The sequence below is a fragment of the Mesorhizobium sp. LNJC394B00 genome, from assembly GCF_000502555.1.
Lineage (GTDB): Bacteria > Pseudomonadota > Alphaproteobacteria > Rhizobiales > Rhizobiaceae > Mesorhizobium.
Window position 1 is genome coordinate 24,949 of sequence record NZ_AYWH01000004.1, and the last position, 26,153, is coordinate 51,101.

Below are 26,153 nucleotides of genomic sequence, written 5' to 3' on the forward strand. Positions count from 1 at the left end.
GGGTTTTTGATTTGTGGGCCTGTTCGATCTATCAGCGCGGAAGACGCCTAGCTCTTGCGAGGCTGTTCGGCGTCCGCAATGGCGGCCTCATGATACCAAGCCTCGCCATGGTCAAGCGGCTGATCGCGCAGCGAAGCAAGCTCTGCCGCAAACTTGGCCTTTACGCCTAAATTTGAGGCACCCGCACGCGCTGCCACCGGGAACATCAGGATTTTGGCCGACGGACGGGCTGAGGTGATTTCCATGGTCGGTCTCCTTTCTTCTGGAGAGGCTCTTCGATTCATCTTTCCATCAAGGTAAGTCCTGCAATCCATTTAGGCAAGATGCCTAAAGAAAGATCGGCATTTGCCTGTTATTTAAGCAAATTCTGCCTTTGATCGATCCGGGCGCATTGCTTAGGCGGCTTGCCTTCGTCACCGGCATGAAAGGGCATTTTTGCCGCACCCTGACCAACTGAAGTGGCACACGATTTGCATTTTATTGGCTTGGCAGCTGGGCTGCTGGATGGCTCGGCGCGCCGGCGTCATCCAGGTTCGGTGATCAAGCAACGAGAGGCTCTAGAATGACGAAATACAAGCTCGAGTATATCTGGCTCGATGGTTACACGCCGGTCCCCAATCTTCGCGGCAAGACCCAGGTCAAGGAGTTCGCCGAGTTCCCGACGCTCGAGCAGCTGCCGCTGTGGGGCTTTGACGGTTCCTCGACGCAGCAGGCCGAAGGCCATAGCTCCGATTGCGTGCTGAAGCCGGTTGCCGTGTTCCCCGATCCGGCCCGCACCAATGGCGTGCTGGTGATGTGCGAAGTGATGATGCCAGATGGCGTGACGCCGCATGTGTCCAACAAGCGCGCCACCATCCTCGACGACGAGGGCGCCTGGTTCGGCTTCGAGCAGGAGTATTTCTTCTACAAGGACGGCCGTCCGCTCGGCTTCCCCGAGAGCGGCTATCCGGCGCCGCAGGGCCCGTACTACACCGGCGTCGGCTATTCGAATGTCGGCCCGATCGCGCGCCAGATCGTCGAGGAGCATCTCGACCTCTGCCTCGCAGCAGGCATCAACCATGAAGGCATCAACGCCGAAGTGGCGAAGGGCCAGTGGGAATTCCAGATTTTCGGCAAGGGCTCCAAGAAGGCCGCCGACCAGATGTGGATGGCCCGCTATCTCTTGCAGCGCCTGACCGAAAAATACGAGATCGACATCGAGTATCACTGCAAGCCGCTCGGCGACACCGACTGGAACGGCTCGGGCATGCACGCCAACTTCTCGACCGCCTATATGCGCGAAGTCGGCGGCAAGGCCTATTTCGAAGCGCTGATGGCTCAATTCGACAAGAACCTGATGGACCACATCGCCGTCTACGGCCCGGACAACGACAAGCGCCTGACCGGCAAGCATGAGACCGCTCCGTGGAACCGCTTCAGCTACGGCATCGCCGACCGAGGCGCCTCGATCCGCGTGCCGCATTCCTTCGTCAACAATGACTACAAGGGCTACCTGGAAGACCGCCGCCCGAATTCGCAAGGCGACCCCTATCAGATCGCTTCGCAGATCCTGAAGACCATCGCGGAGGTTTCGACCAGCGCGCAGGTTTCGGCGGCCGCCTAAGCATCTATAGCGGCGCAGGCTTCGTAAGCCTGCGCCGTAGCCTGCTGCTACCACGTCTACGGTCTGCTATTGGTCAAACAAAAACCCCGGCGTCTGAACTGACGCCGGGGTTTTCCTTGGCGCTGAGGCTTATCGCTCAGACCGAATAGTACATGTCGTATTCGACCGGATGCGGGGTCATTTCGAAGCGCATCACTTCGGCCATTTTCAACTCGATGTAGCTGTCGATCTGGTCGTCGTCGAAGACGCCGCCGGCTTTCAGGAAGCCGCGATCCTTGTCCAGGCTCTGCAGGGCTTCGCGCAGCGAGCCGCAGACGGTCGGGATTTTCTTCAGTTCCTTCGGCGGCAGATCGTAGAGATCCTTGTCCATCGGCTGTCCCGGGTGGATCTTGTTCTTGATGCCGTCGAGGCCGGCCATGAGCATGGCGGCGAAAGCGAGGTAGGGGTTCGCGCCCGGATCGGGGAAGCGGACCTCGACGCGCTTGGCCTTCGGCGACGAGCCGAACGGAATGCGGCAGGAGGCGGAACGGTTGCGCGCGGAGTAGGCGAGCAGCACCGGGGCTTCATAGCCAGGCACAAGGCGCTTGTAGGAGTTGGTCAGCGGGTTGGTGAAGGCGTTGATGGCCTTGGCGTGCTTGATGATGCCGCCGATGTAGAACAGGCACGACTCCGACAGGCCGGCATATTCATTGCCGGCGAAGGTCGGCTTGCCGTTCTTCCAGATCGACTGGTGGACGTGCATGCCCGAGCCGTTGTCGCCGAAAATCGGCTTCGGCATGAAGGTGGCCGTCTTGCCATAGGCGTTGGCGACCTGGTGCACGACATATTTGTAGATCAGCATCTTGTCGGCGTTGCGGACCAGCGTGTCGAACTTGATGCCGAGCTCGTGCTGGGCAGCGGCAACCTCGTGATGGTGCTTTTCGACGCGCACGCCCATTTCGGCGAGCACGGTCAGCATTTCGGAGCGCATGTCCTGCGCGCTGTCGATCGGCGGCACAGGGAAGTAGCCGCCCTTGACGCGCGGGCGGTGGCCGAGATTGCCGGTCTCGTAGTCGGTGTCGTCGTTGGACGGCAGTTCGGTCGAGTCCAGCTTGAACCCGGTGTTGTAGGGATCGGCCTTGTACTTGACGTCGTCGAAGACGAAGAACTCGGCTTCGGGGCCGACATAGATGGTGTCGCCGATGCCTTCGGCCTTCATGTAGGCCTCGGCCTTCTTGGCGGTGCCGCGCGGGTCGCGGTTGTAGGATTCGCCGGAGACCGGATCGAGAATGTCGCACAGGATGACCATGGTCGACTGGGCGAAGAACGGATCCATATGGACGGTGTCCGCATCGGGCATCAGCACCATGTCGGACTCGTTGATCGCCTTCCAGCCGGCGATCGAGGAGCCGTCGAACATGACGCCGTCGGCGAACATGTCTTCCTCGACCTCGATGACATCCATCGTGACGTGCTGCAGCTTGCCCTTCGGATCGGTGAAGCGCAGGTCGACGAATTTCACGTCGTTGTCCTTGATCTGCTTCATGATGTCTTTGGCTGTCGTCATGTCGTTTCTTCCCTGTGTGATGACGTTTCGAGGAGACGTTAATCTGAAATCAGAAAGCTCAGACGGCGTCCATCCCCGTTTCGCCGGTACGGATGCGAACGACCTCCTCGATGTTGGAGACGAAGATCTTGCCGTCTCCGATGCGGCCGGTCTGCGCCGCCTTGCGGATGGCTTCGATGGCGCCTTCGACGGCGTCGTCGCCCAGCACGACTTCGATCTTCACCTTGGGCAGGAAGTCGACGACATATTCGGCGCCGCGATAGAGTTCGGTATGGCCTTTCTGGCGGCCAAAGCCCTTAGCCTCGGTCACGGTAATGCCTTGCAGACCGGCCTCCTGAAGCGCTTCCTTCACTTCGTCTAGCTTGAACGGCTTGATGATCGCTTCGATCTTTTTCATGTAAAAAGTGGCCTCCACTGCCAAAAAAAACGGGTTGTGCGCCCCGCTTGCGCCTCCATCAAGCACGAACCGTGCCAATTTCAGCCCACGCGAAGCGGTTTCGCGCAATTCCAATGCCGCGCCGCGCCGGGATGCACATTCGCGTCATCCTCTGCTTCGGCTGCGGCAAAGCTGCCCGAAGCCTACACATTGCCGCTTCGGGCGTCTGCACGATAATTAGGCAGATTGCGCATTTTGCAGGCCCGCGCGGATCCGTGGCACCAGTCTGCGAAAGGATTGGCCGCACGCCAACGCAGCACCTGGCCGTTTGCTTCGAATCCGAAACTGGACAATGCTCGATAGGGACAAAGGGGTCGGCCTTGAACGAAATGCGGGATCGGCAATCCATGAGCAATGAAGTCCTGTCGCCGGCCGAGATGGGCGAGGCCGACCGGCTGGCGATCGCGGCCGGTCCGCTCGACGGCTATGGCCTGATGCAGCGCGCCGGCGAAGCGGTCGCTGCTGTGGTCCTGGCACGCTATCCCGCAGCAAGCCGCGTGCACGTGCTGTGCGGCCCCGGCAATAATGGTGGCGACGGCTATGTTGTAGCGCGGTTGCTGGCCGAGGCTGGTGTGAATGTGGCGCTCTGGGCCGAAGGCAAGCAGAAGCCCGGGAGTGATGCGGCGCGAGCTTCCGAGGCCTGCAATCTGCCGGTCGAGCACATCGGACACTGCTACCCGGAACCGGGTGAAGTCGTCGTGGACGCGCTCTATGGTGCGGGATTGTCGAAGAAGATATCCCTGCATGCCTCTGCCGTCTCAGGATTGGCCGCGGCGGAGCGCGTGCCTGTGGTGTCAATCGATCTGCCTTCTGGTGTGTCGGGCGAGACCGGCTTGAGCAACGCTTATTTCAAGGCCGACGTGACGGTGACGTTCGTGCGGAAAAAGCCCGGCCATCTGCTGATGCCGGGGCGCAGCCTCTGCGGCGAGATCATCGTCGCCGATATCGGCATTCCGGATGCGATCGTCGATGAGTTCAAGATCAAGACGTTCGAGAACACGCCTGACTTCTGGCTATACAGTTTTCCGAAAACGGCGGTCGATACACATAAGTATAAGCGCGGCCACGTCAGCGTCTTTTCCGGCGGGCCGAGCGCGACAGGTGCGGCGCGGCTGTCGGCGATGGCTGCAGCCAGAGCCGGGGCAGGGGCGGTGACCGTGCTCTCGCCTGAAAATGCCATGCAGGTAAACGCCGCGCATCTGACATCGATCATGCTGCGCGAGGCCGGTTCGATGGAGGAAGTGCAGGAATTTTTGTCGGCGAGGCACCCCGAAGTACTTGTGTTCGGACCAGGGCTCGGGCCGAAACCCAAAGTGGGGGATTTCGCGTTGCAATTGATCGCGACGGTCGCTGACCTAAACCGCACGTCGACGAGTTCATTCGGAATTCAGCGCCCTGCCATTGTCTTGGATGCTGACGCCATCACGTCATTGGCGCATCAGCCTCAGGCCCTGTTCGACGCCGCGCTGCTCCCGTTGGCGCCGGTATTGGTGCTGACGCCGCATGAAGGCGAATTCGCCAGACTTTTTCCCGACATCGCGAAGGACAAGAAGCAGTCGAAACTCGCCAAGGCGCGCGCAGCCGCTGAACGAGCCAACGCCATCATGGTCTACAAGGGCGCCGACACCGTCATCGCGGCGCCGGACGGCCGCGCGGTGATCAACGCCAATGGTGCACCATGGCTCGCCACCGCCGGTTCCGGCGACGTGCTGGCGGGCATTGTCGCCGCGCTGCTGGCGCAGGGCATGCAGGCATTCGAGGCCGCCTGCGCAGCGGTCTGGATCCATGCCGAGGCCGGCAGCCGCTTCGGACCGGGTCTGATCGCCGAGGATCTGCCGCTGGCGCTGGTGCCGGTGCTGCGTGAACTTGTCGAGGCACGGCAGAAGGTGCCGATCGGATGAAGCGTTTCGCGCTCGCCATTGCAGCCATCATCGCGCTGTTCGCCTCGCATGGCGTGCGCGCTGAGCAGCCGGTGACCATCGTCGACGATCCGGCGGTGCTCGCCGCCCTCGATGCCAAGGGGTTTGGCTTCGCCGGCATTTTCGCCGTCGACGGCGCGGACGATCTGAAGACGCTCTACAGTGAGGTGCCGGCCTATCGTGCTGTTGTCGACATGGTGGCGGCCGATATTGCCACGCTGCGGGCCGAGATAAAGGCCGGCGGGCGCACGCTCTACGAGGTGACCGACGGCAATGTCGGCCGCATCATGGATATGCGCTGGCTGAAGACCGAGGCCGCGCGCTTCCGCCTGGTCGGCGTCGTCAACCGGCTGGACCGGCGTGACTTCACCGCGCTGCAAGGCGACAAGAGCTGTGGCGAGGTGCGCTTCATCTATCGCCTGGCCTACAGTTTCCGCAAGAACGGCAAGGTTTTGGCATCGCGGCTGCCATTCAATTTCAACGCCGTCTACAGCGTGGCGCCGGATGCCGATGGCGGCTGCGTCGGCGTTGCCGGGCGCTGGACACCGCAGATCGACGAAAACGTCGATGCCGGCTGGCTGGCCGGCGGTTCGCTGGCACCGGAGGAACTGACGTTCAAGCAGCTTGAACTCAATGCGCAGGTGGTGCGTTTTCCCTCGGGACAGGAGACCGAATTCGGCGGGCAGGCGGCCTATCTCATGCGGATCTTCGGCATCGATGGCGCTGCCATCAGCGAGAAGCCGCTGGAGAATACGCCTGACGTTGCGCGGCTCTCGGATGATGCCGCACTGAAGAAAGGGCTCGCCGACTACGTCAGCGCCAATGTCGCGGCCATCGATCTCGGCGTCTACGAAATCCCCGACGAATTCCTGGCCAAGAAAATCATCTCGTGGTCGACCTTCGGCAGCGCGAGACGGGCCAACCATCCGTTCACGCCGCTGTTCCAGCCAGCGGATTTCGCCGGCTTGGACTATGCGGCGCTAAAGCTGGTGCGGACACCGGAGGCGCTGGTCGAGCGGCTGGACAATGGCGCCTGCCAGGGCTGCCACCAGGCGGGCTCGACGGCCGGCTTTCACTTCATTGGCCTCGACGACAAAACGACGTCGCCTCTCAACCGGATCGAGGTCGGCATCTCGCCGCATCTCCATGCCGAGATTCCGCGACGTGAGGCCTGGCTGCGCGCGACGAAAGAAGGCAAGGAGCCGAACCGCTACCGGCCGCTGTCCTTCGCGCCGCCAGCGACATGGACCGATGCCGGCGATGTCGACTACGCCCCGGCCGAGATGGCGATGACGTGCCTGATGCCGGATGATGCAAAACGCTTCGGCGCGACCTGGCAATGCGGTGGCGGCACCGTCTGCACGCCGCTGGCGACGGCCTCAGGCGTGCGCACCACGCTGGCGCAATGTCTGTTGCCCAAGGACAGTCCAAAGATGTTTTCGGGCCATCCCTGCCTGACCGGGTCGATCGCCAGCAACCCGTCTCAGCCGTTCAACGACCGCTACAAGATCACCGGCCAGTTCGCGGCTTTTGCGCCGACCTTTTCGCGGACCGCCTACACCTGCCGGCCACCGAAAATCGGCGTACCGGCAGGCATCGCTTATCGCGCCTGCGACGACAAGGACCGCAGCTTCGCCGCATTCAAGACGGGCAAGCCGATGCCATCGGAAATTTGCGGCATGGTCGGCGGCAAGAAATTCGACACCTGCGTCGCCACCAACAATTTCGACCAGTGCCTCGGCGGCGCGGTCAACCGCGGCAACCGTCCAGCCTGCTCGGCTGATCATTTCTGCCGCGAGGACTATATGTGCCAGTCGCTGCCGCCGGACACGCCGGGTGCTGCCAAGGTGAAAGGCATCGGCTACTGCTCGCCGACCTATTTCATCTTCCAGATGCGCATCGATAATCACGCGACGCCCTGGGCGAGCGCGACCAGCGCCCCCAGGGATGCGGGGTTCGGGGCGGCGGAAGAGGAGTGAGCCTGCGAGTTGGGCGACCACCAGTTCAGCGCTGGAGATAGTTTTCCATCCGCGCAGTCCATTTGGTGTCGAATTCCGAAATGTGGCGCTGTGCTACGCTCGAGTTCAGCAGCGTCGAGAGCGCGGTCACGGCGATCGGGTCCAGGTCGGGCGGCTCCGTGTAGCCAAGCGCCGCCAGCCGTTGAGCCCATGATGGATGGGTGGACTTTGCGTCATCCGGGCTTGCCCACGCCTTGCGGGCGCAAACATTAAGGCAAATGGGTTCTCGCAGCTGGCCGGCAGCTTCCAGCATGCGCTCGAGCGGCGGTCGCGGCGGACGCAAAGCACCTCGCAATTCATGCTGCAAAGGGTCATAGACCGTCTCCGTGAAATGCACGTCTGCCGTGGCAAGAAGCAACAGCGCGCGTGCGGCGTGCTCGGCGTCGCCGGAGGATGCCGCGTGTCGATCTGCCTTGATCTCCGCTTCGCGCGAAAGCCGGATTTCTTCCCGCTCGAACGATTGCGACAGCCAGCCGATAGCGGCGTGGAGCAGGCTGCCTGTGATCGTGGTTCCGGGCGGGGCATACTCGAAGACAAATCCGAAACCGTTTTCGAACTCAGCGAGATTGAGGCTGCCATTGGTATCCTTGTTGCGCACATGCGCGTCCTCATGGGCAAGGATCGCGGCAAGCGCTCTTTCATCGGTCACAGCGAGGAGAGGGATGCCAATGGTTAGAAACAGCCGATTGCCGAGAAGGCCGAGAAGCGTGCGCTCTTCGCGCACGCTGGCGTTCAGGTTGCCCTCTAGTATGACAACCGTGCGCGCAGCACGGCGCGGTCCGGCGACGCTCCGCCACAGCGCCCACAGGCCGGGCGCTTCTGCTTCACTGACGCCTTTGATCTTGCTGCGTCGGAAGCCCGCAAACAATGTGCCGAACAGAAATGCCAAGGCCGTGGTGGCGATCGGCATGACGACGAAGCCGCTGGCGATAAACCAGATTGGATGGTTGTCGAGCAGGGACATCCAGACGCAGAAGATGATGAGAGCGGGAACAACGAAAAACAGGACCGTGAACCTGCCAAACCGCCGACCGGCGCTGATGATCAGTCGCGACATTGGATGTTACAACGGGATGTTGTCGTGCTTCTTCCAAGGGTTCTGCATGTCCTTGTTGCGCAGCATGCGCAGTGCCCGGGCAATGCGGCGGCGGGTCGAATGCGGCATGATCACCTCGTCGACATAGCCGCGTTCGGCGGCGACGAAGGGCGACAGGAAACGGTCCTCGTAAGCCTTTGTGTGAGCTGCGATCTTTTCGGCGTCGCCGATATCCTTGCGGTAGATGATCTCGACCGCGCCTCTCGCCCCCATCACCGCGATCTGCGCCGTCGGCCAGGCATAGTTCATATCGCCGCGCAGGTGCTTTGAGGCCATCACGTCATAGGCGCCGCCATAGGCTTTGCGGGTGATGACCGTGATTTTCGGCACGGTCGCCTCGGCGTAGGCAAACAGGAGTTTCGCGCCATGCTTGATCAGGCCGCCATATTCCTGCGCGGTGCCGGGCAGGAAGCCGGGTACGTCGACGAAGGTGACGATGGGAATGGAAAAACAGTCGCAGAAGCGCACGAAGCGCGCCGCCTTGCGGCTTGCGTCGGAATCGAGCACGCCGGCCAGCACCATCGGCTGGTTGGCGACGAAGCCGACGGTGCGGCCTTCGACGCGGCCGAAACCGGTGACGATGTTCTTGGCAAAGTTCTGCTGGATCTCGAAGAAATCGCCTTCATCGGCAACTTTGAGGATCAGCTCCTTGATGTCGTAAGGCTTGTTGGCGTTGTCTGGGATCAGCCGGTCGAGCGACAGATCATGGTCGGTGACCGACTGGTAGCACTCGATCTCAGGAAGCTCCGACGTATTTGACGCGGGCAAAAGGTCTACCAGCCGGCGCATCTGCAACAGCGCCTCGACGTCATTGTCGTAGGCGCCGTCGGCAATCGACGATTTGGTCGTGTGGACGGACGCGCCGCCAAGGCTCTCGGCCGTCACCGCCTCGTTGGTGACCGTTTTGACCACATCCGGCCCGGTGACGAACATGTAAGAGGTGTCGCGCACCATGAAGATGAAGTCGGTCATCGCAGGCGAATAGACGTCGCCGCCGGCGCACGGGCCCATGATCACGGAAATCTGAGGAATGACGCCGGATGCGAGCACGTTGCGCTGAAAGATCTCGGCATAGCCGCCTAGCGCCGCCACGCCTTCCTGGATGCGGGCGCCGCCGGCGTCGTAGATGCCGATGATCGGCGCGCGGTTGCGTAGCGCCATCTCCTGCACCTTGATGACCTTTTCGGCGTGCGCCTCCGACAGCGAGCCGCCGAAGACGGTAAAGTCCTTGGCGAAGAGATAGACCGGACGGCCATTGACGGTGCCCCAGCCGGTGACGACACCATCGCCGGCGATCTTGGTTTTCTCCATGCCGAAGTCGGTCGAGCGATGCTCGACATACATGTCGAACTCCTCGAACGAGCCTTCGTCGAGAAAGACCTCGATACGTTCGCGCGCCGTCAGCTTGCCCTTCTTGTGCTGGGCGTCGATGCGGGCCTGGCCGCCACCCATGCGGGCGATCTCGCGGCGGCGCTCGAGTTCCTTCAGCACATCCTTCATCGCTCGGTCTCCAGAAATGGAAGCTGCATTTGTGGTAATGATGCCTGCAGGCGTGTGCAAGCGCCGCTTTCGGCCTCGATTATTGCGCTGCAACATGTGGCCCCTTGCATTCCGGAGCGAACTCAGCCATATGCAGCCCATAGGCGCTTGGGCCGGAGATTCCGGCCTTCTCGACAAATGAGACTGGTTGCGTCTGTTTTCCCTCTTTCCGGTATATCGGCCCCTCTTTCCGATACATCACGAAGTGGCGAAAGAGCCCCGTGGCATGACGCCTGCGGGCACGACAGCGCAGCCGAGTGGACGTTTCCGTCCGCCCGCCTTGTCGTTTCATATCAATTTTTTCGGCGGCAGGTTGCGCCCTGCCGCCATCGATGTTTGCGGCCAAGACCGCGTGAAAGAAGACTATTTTGACCAACGAAAACACCTCAGCCGGTAACGCGATCTCGACCGGCAACACTGCGGACCTCACCGGTTTCGCAGCTCTTGGGATCACGGGCGCGCTGCTCAAGGCGACGCATGGCGCCGGCTTCACCGAGCCGAAGCCGATCCAGACGCAGGCGATCCCGCCGCAGATGGAAGGCCGTGATATCTTCGGCATCGCCCAGACCGGCTCCGGCAAGACCGCTGCCTTCGCGCTGCCGATCCTGTCGAAGATCATCGCGCTCGGCACCAAGCGCCGAGCCAAGACCACTCGTGCGCTGATCCTGGCGCCGACGCGCGAACTCGCCGTCCAGATCGAGGACACCATCAAGATCCTCGCCAAGGGCGCGCATGTCTCGACGGCTCTCGTGCTTGGCGGCGTCTCGCGCTTCAGCCAGGTGAAGAAGGTTGCGCCCGGCGTCGACATCCTGATCGCCACGCCCGGCCGCCTGACCGACCTGGTGCGCGAGGGCGACCTCATTCTCTCCGACACCAAATGGCTGGTGCTGGACGAGGGTGACCGCATGCTCGACATGGGCTTCATCAACGACGTAAAGCGGATCGCCAAGGCGACCGCGCCCGACCGTCAGACGGTGCTGTTCTCGGCCACCATGCCCAACGAAATCGCCGAGCTGGCGAAGGGCCTGTTGAAGAACCCGATCCGCGTCGAAGTCGCGCCGCAGAGCACCGCGGCCGCCGAGATCGTGCAGGGCGTCGTCTTTGCCCGCACCAAGCAGAAGCGCCAGGTGCTGTCGACGATGCTCGCCGACGAGGCAATGAAGTCCGTCATCATCTTCTCGCGCACCAAGCATGGCGCCGACCGGGTGACCAAGGACCTCGAGCGCGACGGCTTCAAGGCCGCCGTCATCCACGGCAACAAGTCGCAGAACGCCCGCCAGAAGGCGCTCAACGATTTCCGCGAGGGCTCGGTGCGCATTCTCGTCGCGACCGACATCGCGGCGCGCGGCATCGACGTTCCCGGCATCAGCCATGTGGTGAATTTCGATCTGCCGGATGAGGCCGAAAGCTATGTCCACCGCATCGGACGTACCGGCCGTAACGGGATGGACGGCATTGCCATCACGCTTTGCGACCCTTCCGAAAACAGCAAGCTGCGTCAGGTCGAGCGCATCATCCGCAGCAAGCTGCCGATCGTTGCCGACCATCTCGGCAGCCCGGATCCGGTGCGCAATCCGGCCGAAAAGAACGAGCGCTTCGAGCCCGCCAACGATCGCAACGACCGCAATGGCCGTCGCGACGGCAGGCGGCCCGGTGGCCAGAACAACGGCTTCGCCAAGAAGCGTTTTGGTGACAAGCCGGCCTTTGCGGGTGCAAGCGAGCGCAAGCCGGAAGGCGCCAAGGCCTTCAAGGGCAACAACAAGCGCCGCTTCGGCGGCAAGCGGCCCGCGGCGCGGGCTGCCTGATCAGACGAACCGGTCAGGCTCGTCGAGCCTGGCTTGATTGCTGACGATTGAATATGAGGACGGCCGGGGCAATGCTTCGGCCGACCTTTTTCGTTTAGGGCTGCCCGGTAATTGCCTGAACCCACACGACGATCCGCTGCGCCAGGAATGCCGTGGTCGAGGGCGACAGCGCGTCGCCGGCAATGACGTGGTTGTCGGGATCGCCATTGTCGTCGACGGGCACCAGTTCATGCGGTGCGCCCCAGCGGCCGGCGATTTCGCGGGTGCGATCCTGGCGCACCACCTTGTCGGAATCCGAGAAGATGAACAGCGCCGGTATGGTTGCCTTCTCCACAGGCGCTGCGTAGGCAAGGTTGGTCAGCGCCGCCATCGGTAGCACGGCTGCCATTGGATATGTGTGCGTCCAGAGTTTCTCGTGCAGCGCGTTGCGGGTCGGAAAGCTGCGCTCCTTGCCGCCGACGAAATCGGCGATCTGCCTGCCCCAGGGCATGGTCAGCAGCTCGGCGCCTGAAGCCCTGATGCCAAAATTCGGCGAGATGAATGCGATTGCAGCGACGCCGTCCGATGCGCCAGGCTCAGTCGCCGCCCATGCCGCCAGCGATCCACCGGTCGAGGTGCCGATGACGATCACCTTGTCGCCGATGGCTCGGCCGATGGCGAGCGCCTCCTCATAGTCGTTGATCCAGGCATTGACGCTGCCTTGCGCCATAGCAGCGCCGTCCTGCCCATGACCGGTGAGGCGGGTGTAGAAAAGGTTGGCGTCGAGTTGGTCGGCGACCTCGTCGGCCAGCGGGCGAACCTCGCCCTTCGATGCCGAAAAGCCATGGATATAGACGATCGCCAATGGCGTCCTGGCGTGAACCATCGGATCGGCCCAGATGATTTCTTTCTCGAGCCCGTCGCGAACGTTGGGCACGGCAGCCTCTTCGCGCGCAATATACGCTTGCGGATCGTCGCCGATCACTTTGGGGTCGAAGCTGATTGTTGTGTCGACGGGAACGCGCGGACCAAGCAGGAGGGCCAAGACAAGGATGATGACGACGCCCAGCACCGCAAGCACGATCCGTCGCCCCATCTCAGACTCCACAACAATTCTAAAGCCTATGGCGGCCGGTGCAGTCAGGCAACAGCCGGACTGTGGACAGCTATTGGTTCGGCGGCTTGCGGTCGAAATTCAGCGGCCGCCCTGTCCAGCGGGTCGCCGTGCTGATGAACCACCGGCAGACTGGCCTTGGCAGCAGTGCCAGCAGCTTCAGCCCCCAGCTCAGCCGGTGAGGGAAGGTAACCTCGAAGCCGCCATGCTCGATGCCGCGCAGCATGCGGCGCGAGGCGCGGTTGACCGGCATCAGTCCCGGCATCGGCAGCATGTTCTTTTCGGTCAGCGGCGTGTCGATGAAGCCCGGATTCATCACCTGGATCCGGACATTCATCTTGTCGAAATCGTATTTCAGCGACTCGGCCAGGATGTTGATCGCCGCCTTCGAGCCGCCATAGGCCGCCGTGGTCGGCCAGCCGAAATAGGCTGTGACCGATCCGACAAGCACGATATGGCCGCGCGCACGGATGCGCATGCGCTCCATGAGCGGGACGAGGCCATTGATGATACCGAAATAGTTGACCTCGAAGGTCTGGCGAAAGTCGCGGACCCTGAGGTCTTCGCCGGGCGTGGCGATGTAGTTGCCGGCGTTGAAGACGGCGAGCACGATCGGCCCGAGCTCCTTTTCAATCGCCGCCACCGTGCTTGCCATGCGCGGCTCATCGGTGACGTCGCAAGGGTAGGCCACGACACGTCCCGGCATCTGCGCCGTCTCGACGATGAGCGCGTCGAGTGGGTCGCCGTCGAGTGCGGTGACCGCGACGACAAAGCCCTTTGCCGCGAGGTCCTTTGCCAGCGCACGGCCGATGCCGCTGCTGCCGCCGGTTATCCAGGCGACGCCGTGCTTCGGGTTGGCCCGGTAAAGTGTCATTCTGCGCCCTGCCGATCTGTCATTAGTGCTCTAGCGGTGAAAAAATCGAATGAAAAGAGCGCTTTTCCGTACTGGTTGAAATGATCGTCATCGCGCGATGTCCGGCCGCGGGAGATTGCAGTGCCCGAAATGCGCCCAGCGTCGGATGATGGCAGATCGAACAGACCTGCCATCATCCGACTCTGAATCAAGGGAATAGAGTTGATGTCGGCCGAAAACCGCTCACACTTTTCGGCATCATGCTCTGGACCAGGCGAATTCTTACCTTGAAACGCAAGCTTCGGGTTTCTAGGGTCTCGCCGCAGCTACATAAGGAATCCCGGATGCCCCGTTCTGTGATCGAAGCGATCGGCAACACGCCCCTGATCCGCCTCAACAAGGCCTCGGAGCAGACCGGCTGCGAGATCCTGGGCAAGGCCGAGTTCATGAACCCCGGCCAGTCGGTCAAGGATCGCGCCGGCCTGTTCATAATCCGCGACGCCGAACAGCGCGGGCTGTTGAAGCCGGGCGGGGTCATCGTCGAAGGCACGGCCGGCAATACCGGCATCGGCCTGACGCTGGTTGCCAAGGCGCTGGGCTATCGCACAGTGATCGTCATTCCCGACACCCAGAGCCAGGAAAAGAAGGACACGATCAAGCTGCTTGGCGCCGAGCTGATCGAAGTGCCGGCGATGCCTTACAAGAACCCCAACAACTACGTGAAACTGTCCGGGCGGCTAGCCGAGCAGATGGCGAGGTCGGAGCCGAACGGCGCGATCTGGGCCAACCAGTTCGACAACGTTGCCAATCGCGACGGCCATATCCGCACCACGGCGGAAGAAATCTGGACGCAGACCGGCGGCAAGGTCGACGGTTTCGTCTCGGCGGTGGGTTCGGGCGGAACGCTGGCCGGCGTCGCCTTCGGGCTGAAGGCCAGGAGCAGCAACGTCAAGATCGCGCTCGCTGATCCGCTGGGTGCGGCGCTCTATTCCTTCTACACGAGTGGCGAATTGAAGTCCGACGGCAGCTCGATCACCGAAGGGATAGGGCAGGGGCGCATCACGGCAAATCTCGATGGGTTCACGCCGGACTTCTCGTTCCAGGTGCCGGACGAGGAAGCGCTGCCGATCGTCTTCGACCTGATCCAGGAAGAAGGCCTGTGCGTCGGCGGTTCGACCGGCATCAACATTGCCGGCGCGATACGGCTGGCGCGCGAGCTTGGCCCCGGCCACACCATCGTGACTATCCTTGCCGACTATGGCACGCGCTACCAGTCGAAGCTGTTCAACCCGGAATTCCTGCGCGAGAAGAACCTGCCGGTGCCGGGCTGGATGGATGAGCGCAGCACAATTCCGGTGCCGTATGAGAAGGTCGCCTGATGGCGCACAGAACAGAAGCGCTGTTTCGCGACGACGCCTATCTCAGAGCGGCCGACGCCACTGTTGTCGCCATCAACGAGCGCGGCGGCATCATTCTCGACCGGACCATCTTCTATGCCACATCGGGCGGCCAGCCTGGCGATACCGGAACATTAGAGCGCGCCGACGGCAGCCGCATCGCCATTGCCGCCACCATCACCGGCGAGACCAAGGACGAGATCATCCATGTGCCGGCGCCGGAGCAGCCGGCACCCGAGGTCGGCGAGCGGGTGAAACTCGCCATCGACTGGGAGCGGCGGCATCTCCTGATGCGCATGCACGCAGCTTGCCATTTGCTCACCGTCGTCTGTCCGTTTCCGATTACCGGTGCTGCGGTTTCCGAAGATGACAGCCGCGTCGACTTCGACGCTCCCGATGCCGGCTTCACCAGGGAAGACGTCACCGCCGGGCTGATGGAACTGGTGCGAGCCGATCATCCGATCTTCATCAGGCTGATCACCGACGAGGAACTGGCAGCCAATCCTGGCCTGGTGAAATCCAAGACTGTCCGGCCGCCCGCCGGCACCGGCAAGATCCGCCTGGTCTGCATCGGCGACAACGCTTCGATCGACAGCCAGCCCTGCGGCGGCACCCATGTCAAAAGCACCGGCGAAGTCGGTGAAATCCATATCGGCAAGATCGAGAAGAAGGGCCGCGAAAACCGGCGTTTTCGCATTCGCTTCGGACCAATGCCGGTAGCTTGAACGAACCATGATCCCGAAAAGTGGAAGCTGGTTTTCGGGGAAGATCATGGTCAACAGGAAGCAATGCTTCGCCAAGGCGGAGCAGGAGAAGAACAATGGCCGATGACAGCCCTTTCACCGTCGATGCGGACTGGTTGCAGAGCCGTCTTGGCGAGCCCGGCCTGACGATCGTCGATGCATCCTGGTATCTGCCGGCGCAGAAGCGCGATGCGCGCGCCGAGTATGAGGCTGCGCATATTCCGGGTGCGCGATTCTTCGATCATGATGCGGCCTCCGATCCTGATGCCAAGCTGCCGCACACGCTGCCCTCGCCACAGCATTTCGCGCAATATGTAGGCGCCATGGGAATTTCGGCCGACGACACCATTGTCGTCTATGACAGTCCGGGTTTCTTCTCGGCGCCGCGCGCCTGGTGGATGTTCCGCGTCATGGGCGTGTTCCAGGTCTATGTGCTCGACGGCGGCTTCGACCGCTGGAAGGCGGCGGGCCGGCCGGTGACGGCGGAGCCGACCAAGATCGCGCCGAATGTGTTTCATGCCGATTTCGATGCCGCTCGCGTCGCCAGCCTTGCCGACATGCGCCGCATCGTCGAGACTGGCGAGAGCCAGATTGCGGACGCCCGAGGCGCGGGCCGCTTCACCGGCGCCGAGCCAGAGCCCCGCGCGGGTGTTCGCTCCGGCCACATGCCCGGCGCGCACAATTTGCCTTATTCGGCGCTGTCACAGGATGGCGCGCTGTTGTCGAAGGACCAGTTGCGCAAGGCCGTTGAGGATGCCGGTATCGATCTGTCGAAACCGGTCGTCACCTCTTGCGGTTCCGGCATCACGGCGGCTGTCGTCACTCTGGCGCTGGAGACGCTCGGCCACACCGACAACCGCCTTTATGACGGCTCATGGACGGAATGGGGCGGGCTGGCAGACACGCCCGTGGTGACGGGCAAGGAATGATGGCAATGGAAAATGGCGCGCTGGACGACATCGAGGTTACGGTCACGTTTCTGGAAATGCATGTGCCGCCGGCCTATTCGCCGCCCTTGCCCTACAACAGGCAGATCGCGCTGCTCAGGACCAAGGACATTCCGCTGCATTTCTACCGCTATCTGATGGATCGGGTCGGGCGCAAATGGCACTGGGTCAATGTGCTGAGGCTGGACGATGACGAGCTTGCCGCCGGGATCCACCGCGAGGACCGCGACATCCGGGTGCTTTATCTTGACGGCGCGCCAGCCGGGTTCTTCGACCTCAAGCCGCATCTGCCGGAAGAGGTCGAGCTCGCTTATTTCGGTATGATGGAACATGCGACCGGGCAAGGCATCGGCCGTTGGTTCCTCGGTGCGGCGATTGCCGCAGCATGGTCGTATGGGCCGAAACGGGTAACGGTGCAGACCTGCACGCTCGACCATCCGGCTGCCTTGCCGCTCTACCAGAAGCTCGGTTTTGCGCCGGTGGCGCAAAAGAAGGAGACCGTGCATCCGCTGTCGTTCGCCGAGCGCTCGGCCAGCGTCATGCGGCCGTGACTTTCTCCGACTGAAGGCCGAACCGACCGTTCATGGCGAGGAATTCCTGCTCGTGCCGACCCAGGACGAGAACTGGCGCAGGCGCCGGGTGACGCTGCGCCGCTTCGACGATTTCATCCGCTGAGCCGGCGCGGGACCTGCCCAATGCCGAAGCAGTCCGGCCTGAGACTGGCCGGGCTGCTGACAGTTGACAGGAATCGGGTGGGAAGCACCTCGGCGGGGGCATAATTTCCGGTCAACCACACCGGAGATTTAGCCATGACCGTCCAGTTCAAAGCCTTGCCGACAGAAGATGTGAGAGCGCTGCAGCGCGGCGGGCCGGACGCCTACGGGCAAACGCCGGAGCGGAAGGTTTCAGATGGCGACGGGGTGCCGTGCCGGCATTGCCTGAGAAACGTCGCCGAAGGCGATGGCTATCTGATCATGGCCTATCGGCCATTTCCGGCGTTGCAGCCTTACGCCGAGACAGGACCGATCTTCCTGCATGCGCAGGAATGCGAACGCGCAGCCGAGACGGAAGCGCTTCCAGAGATGCTTGAGAGCAGCGGCTATATCGTGCGCGGCTATGGTGCGGATGACCGCATCGTCTATGGCAGCGGCGGCGTCATTCCGACTGGCGGCATTGCGGCGCGGGCAGAGACGCTGTTTGAGCGCGCTGACATCGCCTATGTCCACGTCCGCTCGGCGCGCAACAATTGTTATCAGTGCCGCATCGAGCGTTTCTGACAAAAAGATGCCCGCCGGTGGTCTGGCGGGCAGTTGGGAACCGTGTGACGGCACGAGCCGTCAAGTTGGCATCCCTGTCTGCACATGTTTTTCGAATGGCTGATGTGAAGCACTTCACACAAGCGCCGCGATTGTCGCCGGCCTGGTGGCGCGCCGACTGCCGGTGAACTGTCGCACTCCCGTCGCATTCGTCCATTAAAAGACGAGTGTCGATGGGTTTGCCGACCGCGGATGAACCGGCGGCGATCTCGACAACGAGGAAGCGGGGCTTTGGCTCCGCTTTTTTGTTGTCCGCCAGCCTGTTCAATGCCGGCGCCAGGAATTTTGCGCAAAGAAAAAGCCCGCCGGAATTGACCGACGGGCCTTTGCCGTGTGTGTGTGCGGCGTTTAGTTGAATTTATACTTCGCGCCGACGCGAACGGTCTGGAAGGAAGGCTCGTCGGTGAGGAAGCCGTCCGACCCGAAATCCTCTTTCTCATACTGCGAATAGCGGTATTCGAGACCAAGCGTCATGTTGCTGGAAACGGCCGTTTCCAGGCCGCCACCGACCGAGAAGCCGCTCGAGCCCCAGTCGACGATGTCGCCAACGGGCGAGGAGGCATGCAGGTCGAAATGCTGCCAGCTGTAACCGCCGAGGACATAGGCCAGCGTCGATTCGTTGACCTTGGCGCCGATGCGGGCCAGGGCATCGAAGCCATAGTCGGTATCGCCCTTGATCGACCCACCCGGAATGTCCAGCTTCGAGCGTATGCCGGAATAGCGGGCGTCGACCAGAACGCCGGCGACCCAGCCGCCGAAATCATGGTCGTAACCGATGCTCGCCTCGCCGAACACGCCTTCGCCGCCGATGCCATCCAATTCGAGGGCGCTGGCGAGCGTCAGGTCATGCACCACGGTGCCGGCACCAAGCGCGCCGCCGACATAGAAGCCGGTCCAGTTGTAGGTCGGAGCAGCAAACGAGGCCCCGCCGCCATTCTGGGCGCCGAAGCGGTAGTTGGCCGCGATGTGGAAGGTGTGGCTGGATGGCTCGACATCCAGAGAGGTTCCCGGGCCGCCAATAATGCCGAGGTCAGCCACCGAGTCGTCGCCATAGTTGGCGTAGCGGTACTCGGTCTTAATCGTCCAGTTGCCGCGCAGCACGGTTTCCATGCCAACGCCGACGACATAGCCGCCACGGTTCTCCGTGAAATCGAGACCGTCGGCAAAGCCCGAACCCTCGAGCTTGAAATGGTTCCAGGTGTAGCCGCCGAGCACATAGCCGAGCGTATCGGGGTTCAAGAGATAGCCGGCGCGCAAGCCGACGTCGAAGCCATAAGCGTTCGTCAGGTCGATATCAGCGCCCGGAAGGCTGATCGACGGACCGATATTCCCGATGTTGGCGTCGATGAAGCCACCGAGCAGGAAGCGCTCGGAGACCATATAGTCGTAGCCGGCGGTGATTTCGCCAAACACGCCGTTGCCGCCGATCCCGTTGAAGTCGATCACCGGGTCGACGCTGATGCGATGCACGGTGGCGCCGAAGCCGCCGCCGATGCCGACATAGGCGCCGCTCCAGTTGAAACCGGCAGGTTCTTCCACCGGCTGCACAACATCGGCGGCATGCGCTACCGATATCAAAGCCATTGCCGAAACGGCCCCGAGAAGAACGGATTTAGCAGAGATGAACATTTTAGCCCCTTAGCATAAGAACAAACCCGTCCGTGTTCTAACAGGACGCTCGCCAATATTGGAATGACAAAAATGCCACATCGGCAGGCAAAAGCACCGCCAAGCCGGGCCGTTTCGCCGTGATGTTGCCTTAGAGCCCGCAATTTGTGAGCACGCGGCCAATAAAAAACCCGCCGGCGCAACCGGCGGGTGAGGGAGGCAGAACTGCTTGAGTCGATTAAGGCGTCTGTCAGGCAGCCAGAACCACTTTCGGTTCGACCAGCTCATAGCCGAGTGCTTCGGCGACGGCGCGATTGGTGATCTTGCCCCTGTGGACATTGAGGCCGTTGCGCAAATGGTGGTCGTCGACCAGCGCTTTCAGGCCCTTGTCGGCCAGCTGCAGGCCATAATGCAGCGTCGCGTTGTTGAGCGCGTGCGCCGAGGTCACCGGCACGGCGCCCGGCATGTTGGCGACGCAGTAATGGATCACGCCGTCGACCTCATAGGTCGGCTCGGCATGGGTGGTGGCGTGCGAAGTCTCGAAGCAGCCGCCCTGGTCGATAGCGACGTCGACCAGCACCGAGCCCTTCTTCATGCCCGACAGCATTTCGCGAGTGACCAGCTTGGGTGCAGCAGCACCCGGGATGAGCACGGCGCCGACGACGATGTCGGCCGAGAAGCATTCTTCCTCAAGCGCCTCGACTGTGGAGTAGCGGGTGTGGACGCGGCCGGTAAAGAGGTCGTCCAGCTGGCGCAGGCGCGGGATCGAGCGGTCGATGATGGTGACGTCGGCGCCGAGGCCGACCGCCATGCGGGCGGCATGCAGGCCGACGACGCCGCCGCCGAGCACCGTGACCTTGCCGGGCAGTACGCCGGGCACGCCGCCGAGCAGCACGCCGCGGCCACCATTGGCCTTCTGCAGCGCGGTCGCGCCGGCCTGGATCGACAGGCGGCCGGCAACTTCCGACATCGGCGCCAAGAGCGGCAGGNGCCGCGGTCGTCGGTTACGGTCTCATAGGCGATTGCGGTGACGCCGGACGCGAGCAGGCCCTTGGTCTGCTCCGGATCCGGGGCCAGGTGCAGATAGGTGTAGAGAATCTGGCCGTCGCGCAGCTGCGCCCATTCGTTGGGCTGCGGCTCCTTGACCTTGACGATCATGTCGGACTTGGCGAACACGTCGGCGGCGGTCCTGGCGATGGTGGCGCCGGCGGCGCGGTAGGCATTGTCATCGGCGCCGATGCCGGCGCCGGCGCCGCTTTCGACCAGCACTTCATGGCCATGCGCGACATATTCGCGGACGGAGCCCGGCGTCAGGCCGACGCGGTATTCGTGGTTCTTGATTTCCTTGGGGCAGCCGACGCGCATAGTCTTCTCCTGATCCGGCCCTTCGGGCTCGTTCCCTGTATCAACCGAGTGAACCACGAATCGTTGCGCAGGTGTTTGCGAATGCGCTTGCGCGGGGTCATGCGTTTCGATAATCGTTGCGAGAAATCAAGGAAATTTCGCAGGAATCACGAGAAATGCCGCTCGACAGGATCGATATCGCCATTCTCGAGGCTCTGCAGAAGGATGGGCGCATACCCAATGCGGCGCTCGCCGAAAGGGTCGGCCTGTCGCAGTCGGCCTGTTCGCGCCGGCTCGACAATCTGGAGAAATCCGGCACCATCCGCGGCTATCACGCCCGGCTTTCGAATGCCGCGCTCGGCCACCAGATGACGGCGATCGTGCACATATCGCTGTCGGGCCAATTCGAAAAGACGCTGTCGGATTTCGAGGCGGCGATCAAGCGCTGCCCGAATGTGCTGTCGTGCCACCTGATGTCGGGCGAATACGACTATATCCTGCGCATCGCCGCCAAGGATCTGGTCGACTATGAGCGCATCCACAAGGAATGGCTGTCGGCGATGCCGCATGTGACCAAGATCAATTCATCCTTTGCCCTGCGCGAGATCGTCGATCGCACGGCGATGGGGATGAAGCCGGAACTGGCCTAGCCCTGAGCAGCCTCGGTCACCAGCCTATCCATCGGAATATCGTGCGGCTGCGGGTAAATGGTGGCGATGCGCTGCAGTTCGTAGCCGACGCCGATGACCAATGGCTTGAACGGCATGGCAGCCAGCGTGCGGTCGAAGAAGCCACCGCCATAGCCAAGGCGGTAGTTTCGCGGGTCGATGCCGACGATCGGCGAGATGACGATGTCGGGCAGCACCGGCTCGCCTTCGGCCGGGATCGGGATGTTCCAGATGCCTTTTTCCAGCCGGTCGCCGGGTACATAAGCGCGGAAGATCAGCGGCTGGCCTTTCTCGATCACGATGGGCAGCGCCGTGCGGCCGCCGCGTTCGTTGATCGACGCCATCCACGGCCGCAGGTCCGGCTCGCCGCGAAACGGCCAATAGAGGCTGACCATGCGGCCGGCAATGTCGCCGATGGCCGCGTCGAGCCCTTCGGCGATAGCCCGCGACATCGCCACCCGCGCATCGGCGGAAACCGCCAACCGTGCCGCGATCAGACGCTCGCGCTCGGCCTTGCGCCAACGGCGCACATCGGTCCAGTCGGTCAATGGCGCGCGAAATTCCGGATCGAGTTCGTGCATGAAGCAAGGCGGCGAAGAATATTGCGCCCGCCCTTTGCGATCTTTGTCATCGCCGTTGGCCATGCTTCACTCCCGTGGTTCCAGCCCCTGCAAGGCTATACCCGTCCATGCTTGCCGACATAGGCATTCGCGACATCCGGCGACGAGTCCTGGGCAGCCTTAAGCGGCAATCTAGCTCGCCGCGACATTGTTGCGGTGCACAAAAATCACTAGATAAAGGGAGACAAATAGGGGTGAATGCGATGAGTGAAACCAGCCATCATGTCGTTGTCGTCGGCGCAGGGTTCGGCGGTCTCGAACTCACCCGGGCGCTGGCCGGCGCACCCGTGCGCATCACCATGATCGACAAGCGCAACCATCACCTTTTCCAGCCGCTGCTCTACCAGGTGGCGACCACCTCGCTGGCGACCTCGGAAGTCGCCTTGCCGATCCGTCATCTGCTGCGCAAGCGCGAGGACGTGACGACCCTGCTCGGCAACGTCACCGGCGTCGACCGTCCAGGCAAACGCGTGCTGCTTGAGGACGGCAGTTCTGTTCCCTACGACACGCTGGTGCTCGCCACCGGCGCGCGTCATGCTTATTTCGGCCACGACGAATGGGAGCCTTTCGCGCCCGGGCTGAAGACGCTTGAAGACGCAACCACCATTCGCCGGCGCATCCTGCTCGCCTTCGAGCAGGCCGAGCGCGAGACCGATCCGGCCAAGCGCCAGGCACTGCTGACACTGGTCATCGTCGGCGGCGGCCCGACCGGCGTGGAGCTTGCCGGCACCATTGTCGAACTCGCGCATGAAACGCTGCGCGGCGAATTCCGCAACATCGACACGCGTGAGGCGCGTGTGGTGCTGGTGGAGGCCGGAGACAGGATCCTAGCCAATTTCGCGCCAAAGCTGTCCGACTATGCGCGCAAGGCGCTGGAGCGGCGGGGCGTCACGGTCGAGCTTGGCCGCGCCGTCACGCGCCTCGATGCCGAAGGCGTCGTCTTTGGCGAGACGCATCTGCCGGCGCGAACCATCCTGTGGGCCGCCGGCGTAGCGGCTTCGCCCGCGGGAGAGTGGCTGGGCGCGCCGGTGGACCGGGCGGGCAGGGTAATGGTCGAGCCCGATCTGACCGTGCCGAACAGTCCGGAGATCTTCGTCATCGGCGACACCGCGCATGTGTTGCGGCCGGATGGCAAGCCGGTCCCCGGCGTGGCGCCGTCGGCCAAGCAAGAAGGCAAGCATGTTGCGGCGACGATCAAGGCGCGGCTGGCTGGCGATAGCGCGCCGCGCCCTTTCCGCTACAAACATGCCGGCGACCTGGCGACGATCGGCAAGTGGGCAGCCGCGATCGATTTCGGCTCGATCAAGCTCACGGGATGGCTTGCCTGGTGGCTGTGGGGCGTGGCGCATATCTACTTCCTGATCGGTTTTCGCAACCGGCTCTCGGTGTCGCTTAGCTGGCTATGGATCTATTTCACCGGCCAGCGCAGCGCGCGGCTGATCACCCAGGGCGACGATGACAAGGGCTGAGGTTCTCAACCGCGGCCAAGGATATTCATCCAGCCGTCACCTTTTGCTGATCGACTGACTTCCCGATGGACATGGCCGGTTTTCGGCGCGAAGCTTCCGCCCGGGGCTGGGATCTTGTCACGTCGCTGGGAAGGAAAACCAATGCCGCATCTCAATTACCCCGTCTCCCGCCGTAGTTTTCTTGCCGGTGCGGCCGCCAGCGGGGCGCTGATCATGCTGCATCCGTTTTCCGCCCGCGCGCAGGCCAATCAGGCGCATCTGAGGATCATGGAGACCACCGACATCCATGTGAATGTGCTGCCTTACGACTACTACGCAGACAAAGCCAACGACACGATGGGCCTGTCGCGGACGGCCTCACTGATCGCGGCGGTGCGCAAGGAAGCCACCAATGCGATGCTGATCGACAATGGCGATCTTTTGCAGGGCAATCCGATGGGCGATTACATCGCCTATGAGAAGGGCCTCAAGGAAGGCGATCTGCATCCGATCATGAAGGGCATGAACCTGCTGGGCTATGAATGCTCGACGCTCGGCAATCACGAGTTCAACTACGGCTTGTCGTTCCTCGACAAGGTGCTGGCCGGGGCCAATTTCCCCTTCGTCTGCGCCAATCTGATCCGCGGCACCGAGCTTGCCGCCAAACCGCGCGACGACAAGCTCTACCTCAAGCCCTATGTCATCCTCGACAAGAAGATCAAGGACGGGTCGGGCGCCGAGCAGCCGATCAAGATCGGCATCATCGGCTTCGTGCCGCCGCAGATCATGGTCTGGGACCTGAAGAACCTGGAAGGCAATGTCAGGACGCGCGACATCGTCGAGGCGGCCAGGGCATGGGTGCCGCAGATCAAGGAGGAGGGCGCCGACATCGTCATCGCGCTCTCGCATTCCGGCATCGATATCAAGCAGGGCGACGGCATGGAGAACGCCTCCTTCTTCGTCGCCGGCGTCGAAGGCATCGATGCGGTGTTCACCGGCCATCAGCATCTCGTCTTCCCCGGCAAGAAGGATTTTCAGGCGCTGGAAGGCGTCGACACCGAGAAAGGCACGCTGCAGGGCAAGCCCGCCGTGATGGGCGGTTTCTGGGGCTCGCATATGGGACTGATCGATCTGCTTCTGGAACGGGACGGATCGAAATGGCGCGTAGCCTCGGCCACATCGGAGGCAAGGCCGATCTACCAGCGCGTCGACAAGGCAAACAAGCCGACGGTGGCGGACGACCAGCGCGTCGTCGATGCGCTGAAGGCGGACCATGAGGCGACACTTGCCTATGTCCGCCGACCGGTCGGCAAGACCTCGGCGCCGCTCTATTCCTATTTCGCGCTGGTCGCCGACGATCCGTCGGTGCAGATCGTCAACCAGGCGCAGAGCTGGTACCTCAAGGACATATTGAAGAGCACGCAGTGGAAGGATGTGCCGCTGCTGTCGGCGGCAGCACCCTTCAAGGCCGGCGGGCGCAACGGCGCCGACTACTATACCGACGTGCCGGTGGGCGACATCGCCATCAAGAACGTCGCCGACCTCTATCTCTATCCGAACACGGTGCGCGCCGTCGAAATCACCGGCGCGCAAGTGAAGGAATGGCTGGAAATGTCGGCCGGCATTTTCAGGAAGATCGAGCCGGGCAAGGCCGACCAGGCGCTCATCGACACCGAATTCCCGTCCTACAATTTCGATGTGATCGATGGCGTCAGCTACGGAATAGACCTGTCGCAGCTGCCGAAATACGATGCCAAGGGTGGCGTCGCCAATGCCGGCTCGAACCGCATCGTCGGCCTCAGCTTCGACGGCAAGCCTATTGATCCGGCAGCGAAATTCGTCGTCGCCACCAACAATTACCGCGCCGGCGGTGGCGGCAATTTCCCCGACATCAATGCCTCGAAGATCATCTACGAGGCGCCGGACACCAACCGCGACGTGATCGTGCGCTACGTCGTCAGCGAAGGCACGATCAATCCCTCGGCCGACGACAATTGGTCGTTCACGCCGCTGCCCGGCACCAGCGTCGTGTTCGAGACCGGCCCCAAAGCGAAGGATTTTATATCGGGAGTGAAATCGCTCAAGATCGAGCCGGCCGGCGAGGGCGAATCCGGGTTTGCGAAGTATCGCATCCTGCTTTGAGGCAACGTGCAG

The 26,153-nt window shown here is 62.5% G+C and carries 21 protein-coding genes and 2 pseudogenes; 13 read left to right on the forward strand and 10 right to left on the reverse strand.

The window, feature by feature from the left end:
- Positions 1-47: 47 nt before the first annotated feature.
- The gene (locus X751_RS147895; RefSeq protein ID WP_023672773.1) at positions 48-245 is read right to left on the reverse strand and encodes a DUF2735 domain-containing protein; all 198 of its coding nucleotides are present in this window, start codon (positions 243-245) and stop codon (positions 48-50) included.
- A gap of 317 nt (positions 246-562) precedes the next feature.
- Here X751_RS147895 and X751_RS147890 point away from each other — a divergent pair, with 317 nt between their 5' ends.
- A complete protein-coding gene (locus tag X751_RS147890; protein ID WP_023672774.1) occupies positions 563-1,603 on the forward strand; it encodes a glutamine synthetase beta-grasp domain-containing protein in 1,041 nt (346 codons plus the stop codon).
- A gap of 136 nt (positions 1,604-1,739) precedes the next feature.
- Here X751_RS147890 and glnA read toward each other — a convergent pair whose 3' ends face one another.
- Complete coding sequence (gene glnA / locus X751_RS147885) at positions 1,740-3,149, reverse strand: type I glutamate--ammonia ligase (RefSeq protein WP_023672775.1); 1,410 nt, start codon at positions 3,147-3,149, stop codon at positions 1,740-1,742.
- A gap of 58 nt (positions 3,150-3,207) precedes the next feature.
- Positions 3,208-3,546, reverse strand: coding sequence for a P-II family nitrogen regulator (locus X751_RS147880; protein ID WP_006205430.1), 339 nt, complete (start codon positions 3,544-3,546; stop codon positions 3,208-3,210).
- Positions 3,547-3,932: 386 nt separating this feature from the next.
- Here X751_RS147880 and X751_RS147875 point away from each other — a divergent pair, with 386 nt between their 5' ends.
- Both X751_RS147875 and X751_RS147870 read left to right on the forward strand, forming a co-directional pair.
- Positions 3,933-5,486: a bifunctional ADP-dependent NAD(P)H-hydrate dehydratase/NAD(P)H-hydrate epimerase gene (locus tag X751_RS147875; protein ID WP_023745021.1), complete on the forward strand. Its 1,554-nt coding sequence runs from the start codon at positions 3,933-3,935 to the stop codon at positions 5,484-5,486.
- Positions 5,483-7,483, forward strand: coding sequence for a hypothetical protein (locus tag X751_RS147870; RefSeq protein WP_023745022.1), 2,001 nt, complete (start codon positions 5,483-5,485; stop codon positions 7,481-7,483). The genes X751_RS147875 and X751_RS147870 overlap by 4 nt, the downstream gene beginning before the upstream one ends.
- A gap of 25 nt (positions 7,484-7,508) precedes the next feature.
- Here X751_RS147870 and X751_RS147865 read toward each other — a convergent pair whose 3' ends face one another.
- On the reverse strand, positions 7,509-8,486 hold the full coding sequence (locus X751_RS147865) for a M48 family metallopeptidase (protein ID WP_198022451.1): 978 nt from the start codon (positions 8,484-8,486) through the stop codon (positions 7,509-7,511).
- A gap of 99 nt (positions 8,487-8,585) precedes the next feature.
- The gene (locus tag X751_RS147860; protein ID WP_023745024.1) at positions 8,586-10,118 is read right to left on the reverse strand and encodes an acyl-CoA carboxylase subunit beta; all 1,533 of its coding nucleotides are present in this window, start codon (positions 10,116-10,118) and stop codon (positions 8,586-8,588) included.
- Positions 10,119-10,558: 440 nt separating this feature from the next.
- Between X751_RS147860 and X751_RS147855 the strand changes: the two genes are divergently transcribed.
- The gene (locus tag X751_RS147855; protein WP_023738893.1) at positions 10,559-11,962 is read left to right on the forward strand and encodes a DEAD/DEAH box helicase; all 1,404 of its coding nucleotides are present in this window, start codon (positions 10,559-10,561) and stop codon (positions 11,960-11,962) included.
- A 94-nt stretch (positions 11,963-12,056) separates the two neighbouring features.
- Here X751_RS147855 and X751_RS147850 read toward each other — a convergent pair whose 3' ends face one another.
- Together X751_RS147850 and X751_RS147845 are read right to left on the reverse strand one after the other, a co-directional pair.
- Positions 12,057-13,037, reverse strand: coding sequence for an alpha/beta fold hydrolase (locus tag X751_RS147850; RefSeq protein WP_023745025.1), 981 nt, complete (start codon positions 13,035-13,037; stop codon positions 12,057-12,059).
- Positions 13,038-13,107: 70 nt separating this feature from the next.
- Positions 13,108-13,929 carry an SDR family oxidoreductase gene (locus tag X751_RS147845; protein WP_023726794.1) on the reverse strand — a complete coding sequence of 274 codons (822 nt, stop codon included), beginning with the start codon at positions 13,927-13,929 and terminating at the stop codon, positions 13,108-13,110.
- Positions 13,930-14,252: 323 nt separating this feature from the next.
- Here X751_RS147845 and X751_RS147840 point away from each other — a divergent pair, with 323 nt between their 5' ends.
- The 6 genes and pseudogenes from X751_RS147840 (at position 14,253) to X751_RS147820 (ending at position 18,272) form a co-directional block, all read left to right on the forward strand.
- A complete protein-coding gene (locus X751_RS147840; protein WP_023745026.1) occupies positions 14,253-15,287 on the forward strand; it encodes a cysteine synthase A in 1,035 nt (344 codons plus the stop codon).
- Positions 15,287-16,030, forward strand: a complete 744-nt coding sequence (locus tag X751_RS147835; RefSeq protein ID WP_023745027.1) for an alanyl-tRNA editing protein — start codon at positions 15,287-15,289, stop codon at positions 16,028-16,030. The genes X751_RS147840 and X751_RS147835 overlap by 1 nt, the downstream gene beginning before the upstream one ends.
- Positions 16,031-16,125: 95 nt before the next feature.
- Positions 16,126-16,977: a 3-mercaptopyruvate sulfurtransferase gene (gene sseA / locus X751_RS147830; RefSeq protein WP_023745028.1), complete on the forward strand. Its 852-nt coding sequence runs from the start codon at positions 16,126-16,128 to the stop codon at positions 16,975-16,977.
- A 5-nt stretch (positions 16,978-16,982) separates the two neighbouring features.
- On the forward strand, positions 16,983-17,546 hold the full coding sequence (locus X751_RS147825; RefSeq protein ID WP_023682574.1) for a GNAT family N-acetyltransferase: 564 nt from the start codon (positions 16,983-16,985) through the stop codon (positions 17,544-17,546).
- A 31-nt stretch (positions 17,547-17,577) separates the two neighbouring features.
- Positions 17,578-17,670: pseudogene (locus X751_RS1000000167985) on the forward strand (OmpA family protein); the annotation flags it as partial.
- Positions 17,671-17,804: 134 nt separating this feature from the next.
- A complete protein-coding gene (locus X751_RS147820) occupies positions 17,805-18,272 on the forward strand; it encodes a DUF1203 domain-containing protein (protein ID WP_023745030.1) in 468 nt (155 codons plus the stop codon).
- Positions 18,273-18,659: 387 nt separating this feature from the next.
- Here the strand turns inward: X751_RS147820 and X751_RS147815 are convergent, their stop codons facing one another.
- Positions 18,660-19,895 (reverse strand): outer membrane beta-barrel protein, encoded by a 1,236-nt coding sequence (locus X751_RS147815; RefSeq protein ID WP_081725379.1) that lies wholly within the window; start codon positions 19,893-19,895, stop codon positions 18,660-18,662.
- Positions 19,896-20,169: 274 nt separating this feature from the next.
- Positions 20,170-21,284: pseudogene (gene ald, locus X751_RS01000000163880) on the reverse strand (alanine dehydrogenase).
- Between the two features lie 155 nt (positions 21,285-21,439).
- Here ald and X751_RS147810 point away from each other — a divergent pair.
- Positions 21,440-21,913 carry an Lrp/AsnC family transcriptional regulator gene (locus X751_RS147810; RefSeq protein ID WP_023668897.1) on the forward strand — a complete coding sequence of 158 codons (474 nt, stop codon included), beginning with the start codon at positions 21,440-21,442 and terminating at the stop codon, positions 21,911-21,913.
- On the opposite strand, the gene X751_RS147805 is transcribed toward X751_RS147810, so the two are convergent.
- A complete protein-coding gene (locus tag X751_RS147805; protein WP_023730653.1) occupies positions 21,910-22,575 on the reverse strand; it encodes a 5-formyltetrahydrofolate cyclo-ligase in 666 nt (221 codons plus the stop codon). The genes X751_RS147810 and X751_RS147805 overlap by 4 nt on opposite strands.
- Positions 22,576-22,754: 179 nt before the next feature.
- Here X751_RS147805 and X751_RS147800 point away from each other — a divergent pair, with 179 nt between their 5' ends.
- A complete protein-coding gene (locus X751_RS147800; RefSeq protein WP_023745031.1) occupies positions 22,755-24,020 on the forward strand; it encodes an NAD(P)/FAD-dependent oxidoreductase in 1,266 nt (421 codons plus the stop codon).
- A 141-nt stretch (positions 24,021-24,161) separates the two neighbouring features.
- On the forward strand, positions 24,162-26,141 hold the full coding sequence (locus X751_RS147795) for a bifunctional 2',3'-cyclic-nucleotide 2'-phosphodiesterase/3'-nucleotidase (RefSeq protein WP_023745032.1): 1,980 nt from the start codon (positions 24,162-24,164) through the stop codon (positions 26,139-26,141).
- The last annotated feature ends 12 nt before the right edge of the window (positions 26,142-26,153 follow it).